Origin of the sequence: Brenneria roseae subsp. roseae, assembly GCF_003115845.1 — a bacterium.
In the GTDB taxonomy this organism is placed as follows: Bacteria; Pseudomonadota; Gammaproteobacteria; order Enterobacterales; family Enterobacteriaceae; genus Brenneria; species Brenneria roseae.
In genome coordinates this window covers 184,198-202,383 of sequence record NZ_KZ819026.1, presented here as the reverse complement: position 1 = coordinate 202,383, position 18,186 = coordinate 184,198, and the positions used below count along the sequence as shown (strand labels likewise).

Annotated in this window: 17 protein-coding genes and 1 pseudogene; 13 read left to right on the top strand and 5 right to left on the bottom strand. The window is 51.6% G+C overall.

What is annotated here, in order from left to right; genetic code table 11:
* The first annotated feature begins 83 nt into the window (after positions 1–83).
* The 5 genes and pseudogenes from DDT52_RS08710 (at position 84) to trpA (ending at position 6,666) form a co-directional block, all read left to right on the top strand.
* On the top strand, positions 84–1,646 hold the full coding sequence (locus DDT52_RS08710; RefSeq protein WP_136155990.1) for an anthranilate synthase component 1: 1,563 nt from the start codon (positions 84–86) through the stop codon (positions 1,644–1,646).
* Positions 1,646–3,255: pseudogene (gene trpD / locus DDT52_RS21535) on the top strand (bifunctional anthranilate synthase glutamate amidotransferase component TrpG/anthranilate phosphoribosyltransferase TrpD). The gene DDT52_RS08710 and the pseudogene trpD overlap by 1 nt, the downstream one beginning before the upstream one ends.
* Positions 3,256–3,262: 7 nt before the next feature.
* Positions 3,263–4,624: a bifunctional indole-3-glycerol-phosphate synthase TrpC/phosphoribosylanthranilate isomerase TrpF gene (gene trpCF / locus DDT52_RS08695; RefSeq protein WP_136156083.1), complete on the top strand. Its 1,362-nt coding sequence runs from the start codon at positions 3,263–3,265 to the stop codon at positions 4,622–4,624.
* Positions 4,625–4,666: 42 nt separating this feature from the next.
* Positions 4,667–5,860, top strand: a complete 1,194-nt coding sequence (gene trpB, locus DDT52_RS08690) for a tryptophan synthase subunit beta (protein ID WP_210732696.1) — start codon at positions 4,667–4,669, stop codon at positions 5,858–5,860.
* Positions 5,860–6,666 carry a tryptophan synthase subunit alpha gene (trpA, locus tag DDT52_RS08685; RefSeq protein WP_136155986.1) on the top strand — a complete coding sequence of 269 codons (807 nt, stop codon included), beginning with the start codon at positions 5,860–5,862 and terminating at the stop codon, positions 6,664–6,666. The genes trpB and trpA overlap by 1 nt, the downstream gene beginning before the upstream one ends.
* Before the next feature lie 195 nt (positions 6,667–6,861).
* On the opposite strand, the gene ompW is transcribed toward trpA, so the two are convergent.
* Positions 6,862–7,500, bottom strand: a complete 639-nt coding sequence (gene ompW, locus DDT52_RS08680; protein ID WP_136155985.1) for an outer membrane protein OmpW — start codon at positions 7,498–7,500, stop codon at positions 6,862–6,864.
* A gap of 286 nt (positions 7,501–7,786) precedes the next feature.
* On the opposite strand from ompW, the gene DDT52_RS08675 reads away from it, so the two are divergent.
* The 4 genes from DDT52_RS08675 to yciA all read left to right on the top strand — a co-directional run bounded on the left by DDT52_RS08675 (position 7,787) and on the right by yciA (position 10,305).
* Entirely contained in the window at positions 7,787–8,155 is a 369-nt protein-coding gene (locus DDT52_RS08675; protein WP_136155984.1) for a YkgJ family cysteine cluster protein, read from the top strand.
* A gap of 94 nt (positions 8,156–8,249) precedes the next feature.
* Positions 8,250–9,002, top strand: a complete 753-nt coding sequence (locus DDT52_RS08670; RefSeq protein ID WP_136155983.1) for a YciC family protein — start codon at positions 8,250–8,252, stop codon at positions 9,000–9,002.
* A gap of 192 nt (positions 9,003–9,194) precedes the next feature.
* Complete coding sequence (locus tag DDT52_RS08665) at positions 9,195–9,758, top strand: septation protein A (protein WP_136155982.1); 564 nt, start codon at positions 9,195–9,197, stop codon at positions 9,756–9,758.
* 121 nt (positions 9,759–9,879) lie between these two features.
* A complete protein-coding gene (yciA, locus tag DDT52_RS08660) occupies positions 9,880–10,305 on the top strand; it encodes an acyl-CoA thioester hydrolase YciA (protein ID WP_109491342.1) in 426 nt (141 codons plus the stop codon).
* 116 nt (positions 10,306–10,421) lie between these two features.
* Here the strand turns inward: yciA and DDT52_RS08655 are convergent, their stop codons facing one another.
* Positions 10,422–11,219: an energy transducer TonB gene (locus tag DDT52_RS08655; protein WP_136155981.1), complete on the bottom strand. Its 798-nt coding sequence runs from the start codon at positions 11,217–11,219 to the stop codon at positions 10,422–10,424.
* 206 nt (positions 11,220–11,425) lie between these two features.
* On the opposite strand from DDT52_RS08655, the gene DDT52_RS08650 reads away from it, so the two are divergent.
* Complete coding sequence (locus DDT52_RS08650; RefSeq protein ID WP_136155980.1) at positions 11,426–11,722, top strand: YciI family protein; 297 nt, start codon at positions 11,426–11,428, stop codon at positions 11,720–11,722.
* A gap of 163 nt (positions 11,723–11,885) precedes the next feature.
* Positions 11,886–13,547 (top strand): methyl-accepting chemotaxis protein, encoded by a 1,662-nt coding sequence (locus tag DDT52_RS08645; RefSeq protein WP_136155979.1) that lies wholly within the window; start codon positions 11,886–11,888, stop codon positions 13,545–13,547.
* A gap of 170 nt (positions 13,548–13,717) precedes the next feature.
* On the opposite strand, the gene DDT52_RS08640 is transcribed toward DDT52_RS08645, so the two are convergent.
* Positions 13,718–13,894 carry a YciY family protein gene (locus tag DDT52_RS08640; RefSeq protein WP_136155978.1) on the bottom strand — a complete coding sequence of 59 codons (177 nt, stop codon included), beginning with the start codon at positions 13,892–13,894 and terminating at the stop codon, positions 13,718–13,720.
* A 197-nt stretch (positions 13,895–14,091) separates the two neighbouring features.
* On the opposite strand from DDT52_RS08640, the gene cls reads away from it, so the two are divergent.
* A complete protein-coding gene (cls, locus tag DDT52_RS08635) occupies positions 14,092–15,552 on the top strand; it encodes a cardiolipin synthase (RefSeq protein WP_136155977.1) in 1,461 nt (486 codons plus the stop codon).
* Positions 15,553–15,608: 56 nt separating this feature from the next.
* A complete protein-coding gene (locus DDT52_RS08630) occupies positions 15,609–15,932 on the top strand; it encodes an HI1450 family dsDNA-mimic protein (protein WP_136155976.1) in 324 nt (107 codons plus the stop codon).
* A 228-nt stretch (positions 15,933–16,160) separates the two neighbouring features.
* Here the strand turns inward: DDT52_RS08630 and oppF are convergent, their stop codons facing one another.
* Together oppF and oppD are read right to left on the bottom strand one after the other, a co-directional pair.
* Positions 16,161–17,186: a murein tripeptide/oligopeptide ABC transporter ATP binding protein OppF gene (gene oppF / locus DDT52_RS08625; protein ID WP_136155975.1), complete on the bottom strand. Its 1,026-nt coding sequence runs from the start codon at positions 17,184–17,186 to the stop codon at positions 16,161–16,163.
* Positions 17,183–18,178: an ABC transporter ATP-binding protein gene (gene oppD / locus DDT52_RS08620; RefSeq protein WP_136155974.1), complete on the bottom strand. Its 996-nt coding sequence runs from the start codon at positions 18,176–18,178 to the stop codon at positions 17,183–17,185. Before oppD ends, oppF begins: the two co-directional genes overlap by 4 nt.
* Positions 18,179–18,186 lie beyond the last annotated feature (8 nt).

Below are 18,186 nucleotides of genomic sequence, written 5' to 3'. Positions count from 1 at the left end.
ATCCATCACCCTTTGGGCCGTCGCAAGCGACGTTGAAAAACCCCCGAGTGTTTTTTATGGACACATTGATACAGGTAGCAATAATGCAAACAACAAAACCAACACTGGAACTGCTGCGTACCGAGGCCGTGTATCGAAACGACCCCAGCGCCATTTTCCATCAGCTGTGCGGCGCCAGACCATCGACGCTGCTGCTGGAATCCGCAGAAATTGACAGCAAAGAAAATCTGCAAAGCCTGTTAATCGTCGATAGCGCCTTGCGTATTACCGCACTGGGCCCGTTGGTTTCAGTACAGGCGCTGACGGCAAACGGCGCAGCCTTGCTTCCTTTGCTGGATGCCGCGCTACCCGCCGACATTCGTAATGAACCACATCCGAACGGACGAGAACTGACATTTCCCGAAGCCGATACGCTTCAGGATGAAGATGCGCGACTGCGTTCATTGTCCGTCTTTGATGCCTTACGTCAGATTCTGACGTTGGTCGATTGTCCTAAAGACGAGCGGGAAGCGATGTTTCTCGGCGGACTGTTTGCATACGACCTGGTCGCCGGTTTTGAATCGCTGCCGGCGCTGAGTCAGCAACAACGCTGCCCGGACTTCTGTTTCTATCTGGCGGAAACGTTATTGATTCTCGACCATCAACAACATGTCACCAAACTACAGGCTAGCCTGTTTACGCCGGATAATGCTGAACGCCAACGCCTGCAACACCGTCTGGAACAGTTGCAGCAGCAGTTGACTCACCCGGCACCGGCGCTGCCGTGCCAGTCAATTGAAAGTATGACGTTGAACTGTAATCAGAGCGACGAAGCCTTTGGCGAAGTCGTCAGCCAGATGCAACAGGCTATCCGCATTGGTGAAATTTTCCAGGTAGTGCCGTCACGACGCTTCTCATTACCCTGCCCCTCCCCGCTGGCGGCCTATCAAACACTGAAAGACAATAATCCCAGCCCGTATATGTTTTTTATGCAGGATCAGGACTTCACCCTGTTCGGCGCCTCGCCGGAAAGCTCATTGAAATATGATGCGGACAGCCGCCAGATTGAAATTTACCCGATTGCAGGCACGCGTCCTCGCGGTCGTCGTGCGGATGGTTCACTGGATCGCGATCTCGACAGCCGTATTGAACTGGAAATGCGCACCGATCATAAAGAATTGGCGGAACACCTGATGCTGGTCGATTTAGCGCGCAACGATCTGGCGCGAATCTGTCATCCAGGCAGCCGTTACGTCGCCGATCTGACCAAAGTGGATCGTTATTCCTTCGTTATGCATCTGGTTTCCCGCGTCGTCGGTACGCTACGGGAAGATTTGGACGTGCTGCACGCCTACCGTGCCTGTATGAACATGGGGACGCTAAGCGGCGCGCCGAAAGTCCGCGCCATGCAGTTGATCGCCGGGAGCGAGAAAACCCGTCGCGGCAGCTATGGCGGCGCCGTTGGTTATTTCACCGCGCATGGCGATTTGGATACCTGCATCGTTATCCGCTCCGCCTACGTTGAAGATGGCATCGCCACCGTTCAGGCGGGCGCCGGGGTCGTTCTCGACTCGAATCCACAGGCGGAAGCCGATGAAACACGTAATAAAGCCCGGGCGGTCCTGCGGGCCATTGCCAGCGCGCATAATGCAAAGGAGATGTTCTAATGGCCGATATCCTACTGCTCGATAATATCGACTCCTTTACCTACAACCTGGTGGATCAGTTGCGCGCCAGCGGACACAATGTGGTGATTTACCGCAACCAGATACCTGCCGAGGTCATTATTGAACGCCTACAGCAAATGGAAAAACCCGTGCTGATGCTTTCCCCCGGCCCCGGCACCCCGGCAGACGCAGGCTGTATGCCGCAACTGCTGCAACGTCTGCGCGGCAGATTGCCGATTATCGGCATCTGCCTCGGTCATCAGGCCATTGTTGAAGCCTATGGCGGCCACGTCGGCCAGGCCGGGGAAATTCTGCATGGCAAAGCTTCCGCTATCGATCATGACGGATTAGGCATGTTCAACGGATTACCATCGCCTCTGCCGGTCGCCCGCTATCACTCGCTGGTTGGCAGCAATATTCCCTCAACGCTGACAGTCAACGCGCGTTTCAATAACATGGTCATGGCCGTGCGGAATGATGCCGACCGCGTTTGTGGTTTCCAATTTCATCCTGAATCAATTTTAACCACCCACGGCGCGCGTCTGCTCGAACAAACGCTGAACTGGGCTTTGGCTTAAGGAAGACCGCTATCATGCAAAATACTTTCCCCTTGCAAAACACACTGGAAAAATTATACCGGGCTGAAAACATCAGCCGCCAGGAAAGCCAGGACCTGTTTACCGCGGTTATTCACGGTGAACTGGAAGCCAGCCAATTGGCCGCGGCGTTAATCAGTATGAAAGTTCGTGGCGAACACCCTGATGAGATCGCGGGCGCGGCGGCGGCGTTACTGGCTGATGCCCAGCCTTTCCCCCGGCCGGATTATTTGTTTGCCGACATCGTCGGCACCGGGGGCGATGGCACCAACAGCATTAATATTTCAACAGCCAGCGCTTTTGTCGCGGCCAGTTGCGGTCTGAAAGTGGCCAAACACGGTAACCGCAGTGTATCCAGCCGCTCAGGGTCATCCGATTTGCTGGCGGCGTTTGGCATCAAACTCGACATGTCTGCGCAGACCTCTCGCCAGGCACTGGATGATTTAGGCGTCTGTTTTCTGTTCGCCCCGCAATATCATCTGGGGTTCCGTCATGCGGCGCCGGTACGTCAGCAGTTGAAAACCCGCACGGTATTCAATGTACTGGGCCCGCTGGTCAATCCGGCCCGACCGCCGCTGGCGCTGATCGGCGTCTATAGTCCGGCGCTGGTTCGCCCTATCGCCGAAACGCTGCGTGTGCTGGGTTATCAACGTGCCGCCGTGGTTCACGGCGGCGGGATGGATGAAGTCGCCATTCATGCGCCAACGCAGGTTGCCGAACTCAATAATGGCGAGATTGAAACTTACGAATTGACGCACAAGGATTTCGGTCTGGACAGCTATTCGCTATCGTCATTGCAGGGCGGAACCCCGGAAGAAAATCGTGACATTCTGGCCGCTCTGCTACAAGGTAAAGGCGAGCGCGCGCATGGCGCCGCCGTCGCCGCCAACGTCGCATTATTAATGCGGTTGTTCGGGCAGGAGAATCTGCGTCAGAATGCGCAACAGGCGCTGGAAGTCATACATAGTGGACAGGTTTATCAGCGTGTTATTGACCTGTCTGCCAGAGGATAACGAAGTCATGCAGGAAACCGTTCTGAATAAAATAGTGCGTGATAAAGCCTTATGGGTTGAAGCGCGCCAGCAAAAACAGCCGCTGTCTACTTTTCAGCATGAGATCGTGCCAAGTCAGCGTGATTTTTATCAGGCTCTGCGACATAATAAACCGGCGTTTATTCTGGAATGTAAAAAAGCTTCACCGTCAAAAGGGCTGATTCGTCATGATTTCGACCCCGTCGCCATTGCACGGGTTTATCAGGACTACGCCTCGGCCATTTCTGTGCTGACCGATGAGAAATATTTTCAGGGCGATTTTTCGTTCCTGCCGTTGGTCAGCGCGGCGGTGTCACAACCGGTACTGTGCAAGGATTTCATCATTTCACCCTACCAGATTTATCTGGCGCGTTACTATCAGGCCGATGCGATTTTGCTGATGCTATCGGTGCTTGATGACGATCGGTATCGGCAGTTGTCCGACGTCGCGCATAGCCTGAAACTGGGAGTGTTGACCGAAGTCAGTAATGAAGAAGAGTTACAGAGAGCGATTCAGCTTGAAGCTCGCGTGGTCGGGATCAACAACCGAAATTTGCGCGATCTGTCTATCGATCTCAACCGTACCCGGACACTGGCGCCACGTCTGCCATCTGGCGTGACGGTGATCAGCGAGTCAGGTATCAATCGCTATGCGCAAATTCGTGAGTTGAGCCAGTTCGCCGATGGTTTCCTGATCGGCAGTTCATTAATGTCCGAGCCCGACCTGACCATGGCCGTAAGACGTGTCATTCTGGGTGAAAACAAAGTCTGCGGACTCACCCGCGCCGAAGATGCGCTGGCGGCTTATCGTGCCGGAGCACTTTACGGCGGCCTGATATTTGTGGAAACCTCCCCGCGACATGTCGATCCGTCACAGGCTGAAAAAGTGATCGCCGGCGCCCCGCTTCGCTATGTCGGCGTGTTCCGCGATGCGCCCGTTGACCAGATTGTCAACATCGCCGGGCAGCTTAAGTTAGCCGCCGTCCAGCTACACGGGCGGGAAAACCAACAAACCATTTCACAACTTCGTCAGCAGTTGCCCGCATCTTGCCAGATCTGGAAAGCGCTGAGCATGGATGGAGAACTTCCCGTTCGCAACCTGCGGGATGTCGATCGCTATTTGCTGGATAATGCTCAGGGCGGAAGTGGTCAAACATTTGACTGGTCAGTTCTCAATGGCGAGTCGCTGGACAATGTCATGCTGGCCGGGGGATTGAATGCCGAAAACTGTTCACGGGCAGCTCAGCTCGGCGGTATAGGGTTGGATTTTAACTCCGGGGTAGAAAGCCAGCCCGGACAGAAAGATCCGAATAAGATTGCGGCTGTTTTCAAGGCGTTGCGCACGATATAAGCCGACGATACCGATCACTATTAAATGTATAAAGACAGGAACATTATGACGTTACTCAATCCTTACTTTGGTGAATTCGGCGGACAGTATGTCCCGCAGATTCTCATCCCCGCGCTGCGTCAACTGGAAGAAGCTTTTGTCAGCGCTCAGCAAGATCCTGACTTTCAGGCTGAATTTCTCGATCTGCTGAAAAACTATGCCGGTCGGCCAACGGCCTTGACCCTATGCAAAAACCTGACGGCGGGAACGCGCACCAAGCTATATCTGAAGCGCGAAGATCTGCTGCACGGCGGCGCGCACAAAACCAACCAGGTTCTGGGCCAGGCGCTGTTGGCCAAACGTATGGGTAAAAGCGAAATCATCGCTGAAACCGGCGCCGGCCAGCATGGCGTCGCTACCGCGCTGGCCTGTGCTCTGCTGGGGTTGAAGTGCCGCATTTATATGGGGGCCAAGGACGTTGAACGCCAATCGCCCAACGTATTCCGTATGCGTTTGATGGGCGCCGAAGTGATCCCCATACACAGCGGTTCGTCCACGCTGAAGGATGCCTGTAACGAAGCGCTGCGCGACTGGTCTGGCAGCTATGAGAATTCCCATTACCTGCTGGGAACGGCGGCCGGCCCGCACCCTTATCCGACCATCGTACGTGAATTCCAGCGGATGATCGGCGAAGAAACCAAAGCCCAGATGCAGGAAAAAGAAGGCCGGCTGCCGGATGCTGTTCTGGCGTGCGTGGGTGGCGGCTCCAACGCCATTGGCATGTTTGCCGACTTCATTGATGATGCGTCGGTGCGGTTGATTGGCGTCGAACCCGCCGGCCTCGGCATTGAAACGGGACAACACGGGGCGCCGTTGAAACATGGGCGCGTGGGGATCTACTTCGGTATGAAATCTCCCATGATGCAAACCTCGGACGGACAGATTGAAGAATCTTATTCCCTGTCCGCCGGTCTGGATTTCCCTTCCGTAGGGCCGCAGCACGCTTATCTGAACAGTATTGGCCGCGCTGATTATGTTTCGATCACCGATGATGAAGCGCTGGATGCCTTTAAAGCGCTTTCTCGCCAGGAAGGGATTATTCCGGCACTGGAATCGGCGCACGCGCTGGCCTACGCGCTTAAGATGATCAAAGAAGAGCCGGAGAAAGAACAAATACTGGTGGTCAACCTGTCTGGCCGCGGCGATAAAGACATATTTACCGTTCACGATATTCTGAAAGACCGGGGAGAAATTTAATGGAGCGCTATCAACATCTATTCAAACGTCTGTCTGATAACAAAGAAGGCGCGTTTGTCCCCTTTGTTACGCTGGGCGATCCATCACCCGAGCAATCACTGAAAATTATCGATACGTTGATTGCGGCTGGCGCCGATGCGTTAGAGCTGGGGGTTCCTTTCTCGGACCCGCTGGCAGACGGTCCAACCATTCAGGATGCCACGCTCCGCGCTTTTGCCGCCGGTGTAACACCAGGCCACTGTTTTGAGATGTTGGCCGCAATCCGGCAGAAATACCCGGATGTGCCTATCGGTCTGCTGATGTACGCCAATCTGGTATTCAGTAACGGTATTGATGCGTTTTATCAGCGTTGCGCCGAAGTCGGCGTTGATTCTGTTCTGGTTGCCGATGTTCCGGTGGAAGAGTCGGCGCCTTTCCGTGCGGCGGCTCAACGTCATGGTATCGCGCCGATCTTTATCTGCCCGCCTAACGCCGATGACGATTTGCTACGCGAAATAGCCTCCTATGGCCGGGGTTATACTTATCTGTTATCCCGTGCCGGCGTGACGGGCGCGGAAAAACGGGCGCAATTGCCGCTGCACCACCTCGTCACTAAATTGCGCGAGTATAATGCCGCGCCGCCCCTTCAGGGATTTGGGATCTCTGAACCTTCTCAGGTTCGTGAATCGCTCTCTGCTGGCGCCGCCGGTGCCATTTCCGGCTCCGCGGTGGTGCGGATCATCGAGAAAAACCAGCATCAACCTGCTGAAATGCTGTCGCAGTTACACGCTTTTGTCAGCGAAATGAAAGCCGCGACGCGTTCGTAAGCACTGAAAGTAACCTCTCCTGGCGCCATATCGTTTCTTTGCGGTATGGCGCGTATCTCATGGTGCGGTATATTGGTTTGTTATTGCCTGTCTGCAAAAACGGCGGATAAGAATCCGCCGTTTTTTATGGTTTGTTATCGAATAAAAAAATAAGACGGGCAAGATAGAAACATAACGTTGCCCGTTTATAAATAATCAGAACCGATATCCTACGCCAAACATAAAGACCCACGGATCCAACCGGGTACTGACGCTGTGCTGTTCACCGTTCAGTTTGAACTTCACATCCGTATCAATATCCATCCACCACAACGAGGCGTTAATCAACCAGTTTTCATCCAGGTTGTAATCCAACCCTGCCTGCGCCGCCAATCCCCAGGAATTCTTCAGGCTCAGATCGCTCAGCCCGACGTCTTTCCCGCGTTGATTGAATTTTTCATCATAAAACATAGTATAGTTCACCCCGACCCCAAGGTAAGGACGAAGCTTGTCGGCCTTGTCACCGAAATAGTATTGTGCGACCAGCGATGGGGGCAGATGGTTCACTTCGGCAATGGTCCCGCCAAGGCTGTCCAGCCCAACCCGATGATTAAACGGTGTCGCCGCCAGTAACTCCACTCCGATATTGTCAGTCACCATGTAACTGAACGTTAAACCAAGCTGGGTATTGTTATCAACTTTAAACGATCCCAGACTTCCCAATACATTGTCAGACCCTTCCACCGGACGCACAGTTGCGGACCCTGCACGAACAATGACATCACCAGCCTGATGAGCCTGCACGAATGATGGCACCAGTGCTGCCGCCAGTAATAAGAAAGACGCCTTTTTCATTACCCACTCCCTTTGTATGGTTTAAATTTCGAGCGAAATATACCTCTCTATGGGTATTCTTGTTTTAAGCCAGATCACATCTTTAAAAGGTTTTTTACAAAAAACGAAATTCATCAACTATCGCTAACTTATTAAAAATGAAAGAATTGATCTGAATCAAAAATCAACAATAAGTGCATAAAATGCGCTTCTCGCAAATTACACTCCCAATTGTCCAATTCAGGCGGTAGATTTTTATTCTCACCAACATGATTCAATACCGGTTAAGGGCGGTAGTTAAAATCAAATGAACGACAACACCTGTATGCATTGTGGCGCCTGTTGCGCCTATTTCAGGGTGTCTTTTTACTGGGCTGAAGCCGATGATGGCGGAGGCTCTGTCCCCTCATTACTCACTGAACCACTTTCCCCTTTCCTGCGCTGCATGGAAGGAACCAATAGTAAAAAACCACGTTGTGCGGCGTTAGAGGGAAAAATTGGCGAATCCGTCAGTTGTTCTATTTACGCCGATCGGCCTTCCCCCTGTCGGGAGTTCATGCAATCCAGGGAAAATGGACAGATCAATGACGCTTGTGATCGGGCGCGGGCGCATTATGGATTACCGCCATTGGCGACAGCGTTGGCTGTTCCGGCGCAAGATAATGGCAATAAATGACGCAGTCACAGAGTGGACGGGGTGCCACAGTTTGGCGTAACAGGTTACAATCAACGGCTGAGTCTGATTGATCATTTTACCTCAAGGAGTTTGCATGCCTATCACGGCTAACACTTTGTACCGTGACACAATGAATTTTACACGCAACCAGTTCATCAGCATTTTACTGATGGCTCTGCTGACGGCGTTCATTACTGTCATCATGAATCATGCCATGTCCCCAGGCAGCGAAGATTTACAGATATTGCAGAACGCAGGTAACGATCTGTCTTCCTCTGTAGAACTGGGGATGATGGACTTGATCCAGCAAATGACGCCGGAACAGCAGACCGTACTGCTGAAAATGTCAGCGGCGGGCACATTTTCTGCCCTTATCGGTAACGCGCTGCTTACTGGCGGTATTCTGATGCTGATTCAGATGGTATCCGCAGGAACCCCTACCAGCGCACTGCGCGCCATTGGCGCTTCCGCTCCCGTTTTGCCCCGTTTGTTCCTGTTGATTCTCCTCTGCACGCTGCTGATTCAACTGGGCATGCTGTTTTTAGTCATTCCCGGCGTCCTGCTGGCCATTGCGCTAAGTTTGTCGCCCGTTATCGCCGTAACGGAGAAACGAGGCGCATTCAGTTCAATTAAAATCAGCGCCAGACTGGCCTACAACAACTTTAAAATCACGGCGCCGGCGGTGATCCTTTGGTTATTGACCAAAATTTCCATTTTGCTGTTGGTGACCAAACTGCCCATGTTTTCTCCCACGGTGACCGCGGTGATCTTAAACGGACTGAGCAATCTGGTTTCTGCTGTCCTGCTGATCTATCTGTTCCGTCTGTATATGCTGCTGCGTTCTTGATGCAACGGCGTGCTGCGCACTCTGCGGCACGCTTTTCCCCTGATGCTCCTTACTGACAGAATGCTCAATCGTAATTTTCTGCAAATTATTACGATATCTCGGGAACAGTGCATCACAATAAAGGATAATGGCTTAGTTATCAGATGGCCGTCAGGTCATCACCAATACATTATTGAGTGACGGATTGACATAATGAAGCAACTTCTTGATTTTCTTCCGCTGGTCGTTTTTTTTGTTGTTTACAAACTGTACGACATCTATATCGCTTCAGGCGCCTTGATCGCGGCAACTGCCCTTGCGCTGGTCGTAACCTGGTTTGCATATCGTAAAATAGAAAAAATGACGCTGGTCACCTTTGTGATGGTCGCCATTTTCGGGACATTGACCCTGGTATTCCATAACGATCAGTTCATTAAATGGAAAGTCACCATTATTTATGCCTTGTTTGCCATCGCCCTGTTGGTAAGCCAGTTCGTCATGAAGAAAACGCTGATCCAGAAAATGCTGGGGAAAGAGCTGACCCTGCCAGAAACCGTGTGGGAAAAACTTAACCTATCCTGGGCCCTGTTCTTTCTGGTATGTGGATTATTAAACATTTATATTGCGTTCTGGATGCCACAAAGTGTGTGGGTTAACTTTAAGGTCTTTGGCCTGACAGGATTTACCCTGCTGTTTACGTTACTCTGCGGCATTTACATTTACCGGCACTTGCCTGGTGACGAGGAAAAGTCAGAAGAAAAAGAAGGCAAGCATTAACCGGCCCTGTCGACTTCAAGCGCAGGAAAAACAATGCGTTTGTCATGGCAATGATAAAGATGGTGCCCGTTTGATAAACACGCAGTGACTTTATAAATTCAACCAAATTGATTGATAACATATGAGCAAACAAGACGTGTTACCTCAGGGCGAACTGGTACTTCGTACACTGGCGATGCCCGCAGACACCAATGCGAATGGGGATATTTTTGGCGGCTGGTTGATGTCGCAAATGGACATCGGTGGCGCCATTTTAGCGAAAGAAATTGCGGAAGGCCGTGTGGTTACCGTCCGGGTGGATGGAATGTCGTTTTTAAAGCCGGTCGCGGTTGGTGATGTGGTGTGCTGCTACGCCCGCTGCCTGCATACCGGACGCACTTCCATTAATGTCAATGTCGAAGTCTGGGTGAAAAAAGTGTCATCGGAGCCCATTGGTCAACGCTACCGGGCAACGGAAGCGCTATTCACCTATGTGGCTGTTGATGAAGAAGGACGTCCGCGCGAACTTCCCGTTGGCAAAAGCAACTTTAATCCAGGCGAAGCGTAAAAGGCGCTTCAGCGCCATCGCTGACAGCAAAAGCCCCGACAATTCCATATTCAGAACGTTGCCAGCAGCCCATTGGTTTATCAACAGGCTGTTGGCATCTCAACAAAGCTGATTAGTTACTCTACCGCCGCCCCACCATCAATTTTAAAGACGATCGTGACGACCATATCTTTACCGGGCTTATTGGCTTCATAGCGCCATTTCCGCATCGCCTGCTTGATATCTCGCTCAAACATATTGCGAGGTTGGGCAGAAAGCACACGAACATTATCCACCCGGCCCGAACCATCGACGTCAAATTGCATTTTAACCCGGCCTTCCACCCGCAACGCGAACGCACGTGCCGGGTATTGTGGCTGGGCGCGACTCAGCGGTCTTGGTCCGGTCGACTGCATATTCGCTGAAGGTGCCGGCGCCTGCTGAACAGGCGCATTGTTGACGCTACGCGTTGGCGTTTCGCTGGTAAACGGAGACGGCGGCTGTTTCTCAGCTGCGGGTTTGCGTTTAACGGGTTTCGGTTCCTCGACCTTTTTCACCGGTTTCGGCTGCGGTTTGGGCTTAGGAGGTTGAGGCTTCGGCTCCGGCAGAGGCACTGGAACCGGTTCAGGCAAGGGTTCTGGCGTAATCTCCGGCTCTGGAATGGGTTCTGGTTCTGGCGTTGGTTCGGGCAGCGGCTCTGGTTCCGGCTGCTTTACTGGCTCAGGTTCGGTAGGCGCTGATGTCGCAGCTGGGGCCGCTTCAAATGCAGCAGGATTGACCATCACCACACTGATCGGTTTAGATTCCTGAGGCAGTTCAATAGCATTATTGAATGATGCGTACAGCAAGCCTGCAATCAGCGAGCCGTGGACGCCCACTGAAAGTATAAATGGCCATGAATAACGGCGGGTAAGGAGAAATTTTGTATGCGGCATCGTATGTCTTTATCCTCTTATGCCGCCCAAGTTTAAATGCAAATAGCAATCATATTCAATAACAACCCGAGCAATTGTTAAAAAAAACACAGGGGGTTGAACAAACACCTCGACACCGACGACATAACGATATGCTTGTCCTGACATTTTCATCACGTATGATGATTTATCTTTTTGTTGCGTGACGCTATTGGTGAGGTTTTTTTATGCTCTATGTTATTTATGCTGAAGATAATGTCGATACGCTGGAAAAACGGCTGGCGGCAAGGCCGGATCATCTCGCCCGCCTGAAACAGTTGCACGATCAAGGCAGGTTGCTGACCGCAGGTCCGACGCCTTCGGTGGACAGTGAAACGCCTGGCGACGCCGGTTTTACCGGTTCCGTTGTCATCGCAGAGTTTGATTCTCTGGCTGATGCCAGGTCATGGGCAGAATCGGATCCTTACATTACTGCGGGTGTTTATCGCCAGGTGCGGGTTAAACCCTTCAAGAAAGTGTTCTAGCGCCTGCGACGATCAGGGTCACCGTCGTCTGTACAGCGTGCGGTGACCATAACGTTTTTCGATTAAGTTTGCCCTCTTGCCTTCTCCGTAAGGCGCTGAAATATTTTGGTCATTTGACAATGATAGTTTAAAGACTCTTCATGGAGCATGAGAGTCAGACTACATGTTAACGTCTATTACTTCACGTATTGGCATATTGATGAGAAACCGCCACCGTCGGTTGGGCATCCTTTCCGGTTTACTACTTGTCATCGGGTTATTTTCTTTATTGCAGTTGGTGTCGGTAGGCATCATTTCTCAAACCATGACACAAGTAAGATGGGACATTTCTGCCAATGAAAACCTGCGCCAGCAGCAGGCGCTGATGGATAAAGCCAGAATGGCCATCATGAATGCCAGTGATAAGCTGAACCGCGCAGGCATTTACCTGCTGGTAGACAAGGAAACCGGTTCCGAAGGCAGTTGGCATAGCTTGATGGATGAAGCCGAAGACTCTCTGAAGCAAGCGCAGGTGAATTATCAGTTACTGGAAAAGTCCCCGACCGATCTTACCGATGAACAAACATTTGATGATCTGAAGAAAAGTTATAATCAGCTGTATAACGGGCTGCTTGAACTGGCTCAGGGCATAAAAACCACCAACGATATTGATATTTTCTTTGCAATTCCCATTCAGGCCTATCAAAACGACTTTACCCAGAAATATTCACTCTATTTACAAAGCAACGATGCGCTACAGAAACAGCACGGGCAGCAATTCCTCGAGTCCCTCGATCGCGCTCAGTTGATATTCATTATTGTGCTGAGCATATTGCTGGCGGTATCCATCGCCGTCTGGTTAGGCGTCAGCCGTATTATCATCCGCCCGCTGACGAGTATTATTCAACACCTGCAACGCATTGCGGCAGGCGATCTATCACAGTCCCTCCATCTGGAGAAAGCCGGCACACGGGAAGTCAGTCAGTTGCATGACAGCGTGATCCAGATGCAAAACGGACTTGTTGATCTGGTCAATCGTGTCCGCCAGAGCGTGGACAATATGATGAATCAGGTTGATAAAGTCGCCCAGAACAACCAGATGCTTTCCGAACAGGCGATCAGGCAATCCCATGAGCTGAAAGCCACCACAGAACATATTATACAATTGAGTCAGCATCTCGAACAAAACGCCGAGCACACTCAACATGCCAGTCTGCATGCTACCGACGCCAGCAATATTGCGCTTCAAGGCGAAACGATGATGGATGAGGTCAAAGCAGCCATGTCGGACATCACCGGTAGAACGCGGGAAATGACGGAAGCGATCGGTATGATTGAAAGCGTTGCTTTCCAGACGCACATTCTGTCTTTGAATGCGGCCATTGAAGCGGCTCACGCTGGCGAAATGGGACGCGGTTTTTCGGTCGTCGCCCGGGAAGTGGGGACGCTGGCGTCACAAAGCAGCCATTCGGCGCAAAATATTAACGCGCTAATCCGGGATTCCGACCACAGCGTTGAAACAGGTACGCTGTTGGTGAAAAAATTGAATGACAGCCTACAGGAAATCATTCAAGCGGCGAAAGGCACCAGCACGTTCTTGAGCGAGATATCGGAAATATCGCACCAACAAAATCAAAGCATTCACGAAGTAACCAATCGTATCAGCACGCTGAATGACAGCGTGAGACAGAATGCAGATCAGGTTGAAGCCTCGGCATTAACCTTCACCTCGCTGCTGGCACAAACCGAACAACTCAATGAGACCGTTTCCCTGTTTCAACTGCCTTCAAACGAAGATGCGCTTTCCCATAGCAGCGATAGCGTATTGATACCGGCGTTATCCTGAATATCGGGAAGCATTTACGCGGAGAGATGACAAGGCGATGACCCAGCCGGTGTTAAACGATATGCACGGAACAGAGATTTCCGAAGAGATCTCCCGTTCCGTGAAAAACACGAATGACGTCACTGTAAAATCAAACTATATTGCTGCTTCAGCCTTGATTCTTCAGATAATTACCATTCATAGGTTACCGCATATAACAATGCCCGCCGCTGATGCTTTTGTTGCAAATAGCGCGCATAGTGAATATGACGGTATGTTCGGGATTGGGCCTCCAGCCAGCGACTTCTTCGACGTTGGACCTGACGTAACATCCGCCAGCGGCTCACTTCATTCCGACTGCGTTTCATGGGCGTAACTCTTTTATCGACAACTTACGCCAGGCATTATAGATCCTTCATATCGCGATCCAAGCAATGTTTAAATTTTCCTGAACAGAAAAACCGCCAACTGCGCTATTTTATTCAGACCAAAGGCATTTCCCCTTTTATAAAACTATGCGTACACTCTTTATTGATATTTTACAGAAGGGATCTGTCTCGCCTCTATGACAACATTCTATGCCGTAATAAGTTGGTTGCTTGTTTTCAGTTACTGGTTGCTGATCGCAGGTGTCACGCTGCGTATTCTGATGAAACGTCGCACGGTACCGTCGGCCATGGCCTGGTTGCTGGTCATTTATATCCTGCCACTTGTCGGTATTATTGCTTATCTTTCCTTCGGTGAACTGCATTTGGGTAAGCGCCGGGCAGAACGCGCCAGCAAAATGTGGCCTTCTACGGCACAATGGTTACGCGAACTTAAAGAATACCGGCGAATTTTTGCCACGGAAAACAGCGAAGTCGCCAGTTCGTTATTCCAACTCTGCGAGCGACGTCAAGGGGTGGGCGGCGTCAAAGGAAACCAGTTGCAGTTGCTCACCACTTTTGATGACACTATCAAGGCCCTGCTGCGTGATATCAATCTGGCCCAAAACAATATTGAGATGGTGTTCTATATCTGGCAGCCCGGTGGATTGGTGGAGCCGGTTACCAGCGCGCTGATTGCCGCCGCGCGGCGCGGCGTGCATTGCCGTATCTTGCTCGACTCGGCCGGCAGCGTTCACTTTTTCCGCAATCAACATCCTGAACTGATGCGCACCGCCGGAATTGACGTGGTCGAGGCGCTAAAGGTCAACTTATTCCGCGCATTCCTGCGACGTATGGATTTACGGCAGCATCGCAAAATCGTCCTGATTGATAACCGTATCGCCTACACCGGCAGTATGAATATGGTCGATCCGCGTATCTTTAAGCAAGACGCCGGCGTGGGACAATGGATTGACCTGATGGCGCGTATTGAAGGCCCGGTAGCAACGACGCTGGGTATTATCTACTGCTGTGACTGGGAAATGGAAACGGGGAAACGCCTGTTACCGCCCCCTCCCGACGTCAACGTGATGCCGTTTGAGCAGGAGAGCGGTCACACCATTCAGGTGATTGCTTCCGGGCCGGGATACCCGGAGGAAATGATTCATCAGGCGTTATTGACCTCCGTCTACTCTGCACGCAAGCAGTTGATCATGACTACGCCCTACTTTGTTCCCAGTGATGACCTGCTACACGCCATCTGTACCGCCGCTCAACGCGGCGTGGATGTGAGCATCATTGTTCCTTACAAAAATGACTCGGTGCTGGTGGGCTGGGCCTGTCGTGGTTTCTTTACCGAGCTGCTGGATGCCGGGGTAAAAATTTACCAGTTTAAAGACGGGCTGTTGCATACCAAGAGCGTACTGGTCGATGGGCAGTTGAGTCTGATCGGCACCGTGAATCTTGACATGCGCAGTCTGTGGTTGAACTTTGAGATTACGTTGGTCATTGACGATGCCGGTTTCGGTAGTGATTTGGCCTGCGTACAGGAAGACTATATTGCTCGTTCCGCCTTGCTGAACACGGAGCAATGGCAAAAAAGGCCTTACTGGCAGCGAATTGTTGAGCGGCTGTTTTACTTTTTCAGTCCGTTGCTATAAATACCGCTTTTACCGTGTTTTAATAACGCCATTGCGTATCAACAGGAATAGCTTTTATGGACTTGAATAACCGCTTGACCGAAGACGAAGCGCTGGAACAGGCTTACGACATTTTTCTGGAACTCGCCGCAGATAACCTCGATCCGGCAGATATTCTGCTGTTCAACCTGCAATTCGAGGAACGCGGCGGGGCCGAGCTATTCGATCCGGCGGAAGACTGGGCTGAACACGTCGAATTCGATCTGAATCCTGATTTTTTTGCTGAGGTGGTCATCGGGCTCGCGGAACAGGATGGCGGGGATATCACCGATATTTTCGCCCGCGTGTTAATTTGCCGGGAAAAAGACCACAAACTTTGCCACATTCTGTGGAAAGAATAAGTTCACCTACCTAAAAAAACGTGCCTTGTACCGGACGTGAGTTTGACGACAACGTGCGCTGAGCGGCGATAATGGGTAGATCGTAAAGACGCTGCAAGTACATCCCTGTAAGCTCGGGCCGCGCCATCCCTGGCGCGGACGCTTTACTCTTCTATCCCATTATCACCGTTCTGATCCCGTAAATAGGTTTATCAACATCTGTTGTCCCTCGTAAGGGACGTCCGACATTTAGTGCTCCGCTTCTACCGGCAGTGCCTGTGGGTCCACCTTCAGACAGGATACCGCGTGAGAAAAACTGCCTTCCAGAACAGGTCTGGTTTTGGAACATTCCGGTCCGACGATCGGGCAGCGAGTGCAGAATACACACCCCGATGGCGGATTGATCGGTGAAGGCAGTTCCCCTTCCAGCAATTGTATCTGCTTGTTTTTTTCTTTATCCGGGTCAGGGATCGGCACAGCGGACATCAGTGCCCGCGTATAAGGATGTTGAGGATTATGGTAAACCTGCTCATAAGTTCCCAGCTCCACCGCATGCCCCAAATACATCACCAATACCCGATCGGAAATATGCTTTACCACCGATAAATCATGCGCAATAAAAATCAGCGATAGCCGCATTTCACGCTGTAGCTGCCGCAGCAGGTTCACTACCTGCGCCTGAATGGAAACATCGAGCGCCGAAACCGGTTCATCGCAAATAATCAGTTTCGGCTCGAGAATCAGCGCCCGTGCAATACCGATACGCTGACACTGCCCCCCCGAAAACTCATGGGGATAGCGGTTAATCAGGTTTGGCAATAACCCGACTTTCAGCATCATTCCTTTGACACGATCTTTTACCGCCTGACGCGTAAGCTCAGGATGATAAGTTTTCAGCGGTTCGGCGATGATTTCACCGATCGTCATCCGTGGATTCAGAGAGGCCAGCGGATCCTGAAAAATCATCTGGATATCGCTACGCGTTTTGCGCCACGCCTTTTCATCCATCCCCAACAAATCTTTCCCCAGCCAGGTGACTTTCCCGCTGGTTGCCTTGACCAACCCAATAATTGCCCGGGCCAGTGTAGATTTACCACAGCCAGACTCACCCACTACGCCCAGCGTTTCGCCTTCATATAGACGAAGCGTGACACCGTCCACCGCTTTCAATGTTTTCAGCGGCTGCCAAAACCATTGCTTTTCATCTCTGACGTTAAAATGCACTTTCAGATCGGCGACTTCCAGCAGTACCGTTTTTCCCGATGCGCTGTTCATAGCACCTCCTCGACCGTTCTGAAGCAAGCGCGTAAACGTCCATCACCGAAGGATTGTAACGCTGGCGTACTATGGCAGATGTCTATCGCATAAGGGCAACGAGGCTGAAACGGGCAACCTTTCGGCAGGTGCAGCAAATTGGGGGGATTACCGGGGATCGTTGCCAGCGTTTCCTCTTCAGCATCCAGACGGGGAACCGCGTTCAATAATCCGACGGAATAAGGATGACTGGGATGATAAAATACTTCACGCGCCGAGCCGTATTCCATCGTGCGCCCCGCATACATGACCAGCACCTTGTCACAGATTCCGGCCACCACCCCCAGATCGTGCGTAATCATGATAATGGCGGTATTAAATTCGCGCTTCAATTCACCAAGCAACGTCATGATTTGCGCCTGAACCGTCACATCCAGTGCCGTGGTCGGCTCATCGGCGATCAGCAGCTTAGGCCGGCATAGCAGCGCCATCGCGATCATGACACGCTGACGCATCCCTCCTGAAAATTCATGGGGATACATTTTCATGCGCTTGCGCGCTTCCGGCATTTTTACGGCATCCAGCATTCTGACCGACTCTTCAAAGGCCTCGCTTTTACCAAGTTGCTTGTGAAGCATCAGGACTTCCATCAGTTGCTCCCCCACCCGCATATAAGGATTCAGAGAGGTCATTGGGTCCTGAAAGATCATGGCGATCTCCTCAGCACGCAATTTATTCAACTGATGTTCTGTCAGATTTAATATCTCTTTGCCGCGAAAAAGCGCAGAACCGGTAATATGACCATTCCTGGCTAACAGCCCCATCAACGCGAAGGCGGTTTGCGACTTACCCGATCCCGATTCACCAACGATCCCCAGCGTTTCCCCGGCATTCAACATGAACGTCAGATCGTTTACCGCGGTCACTTCGCCATCCTGGGTATGAAACGTCACGCGTAAATCCTGAACACGGAGGAGCGCCTCATTCTCACGGGATACATCAATCCTATTCATGAAACACT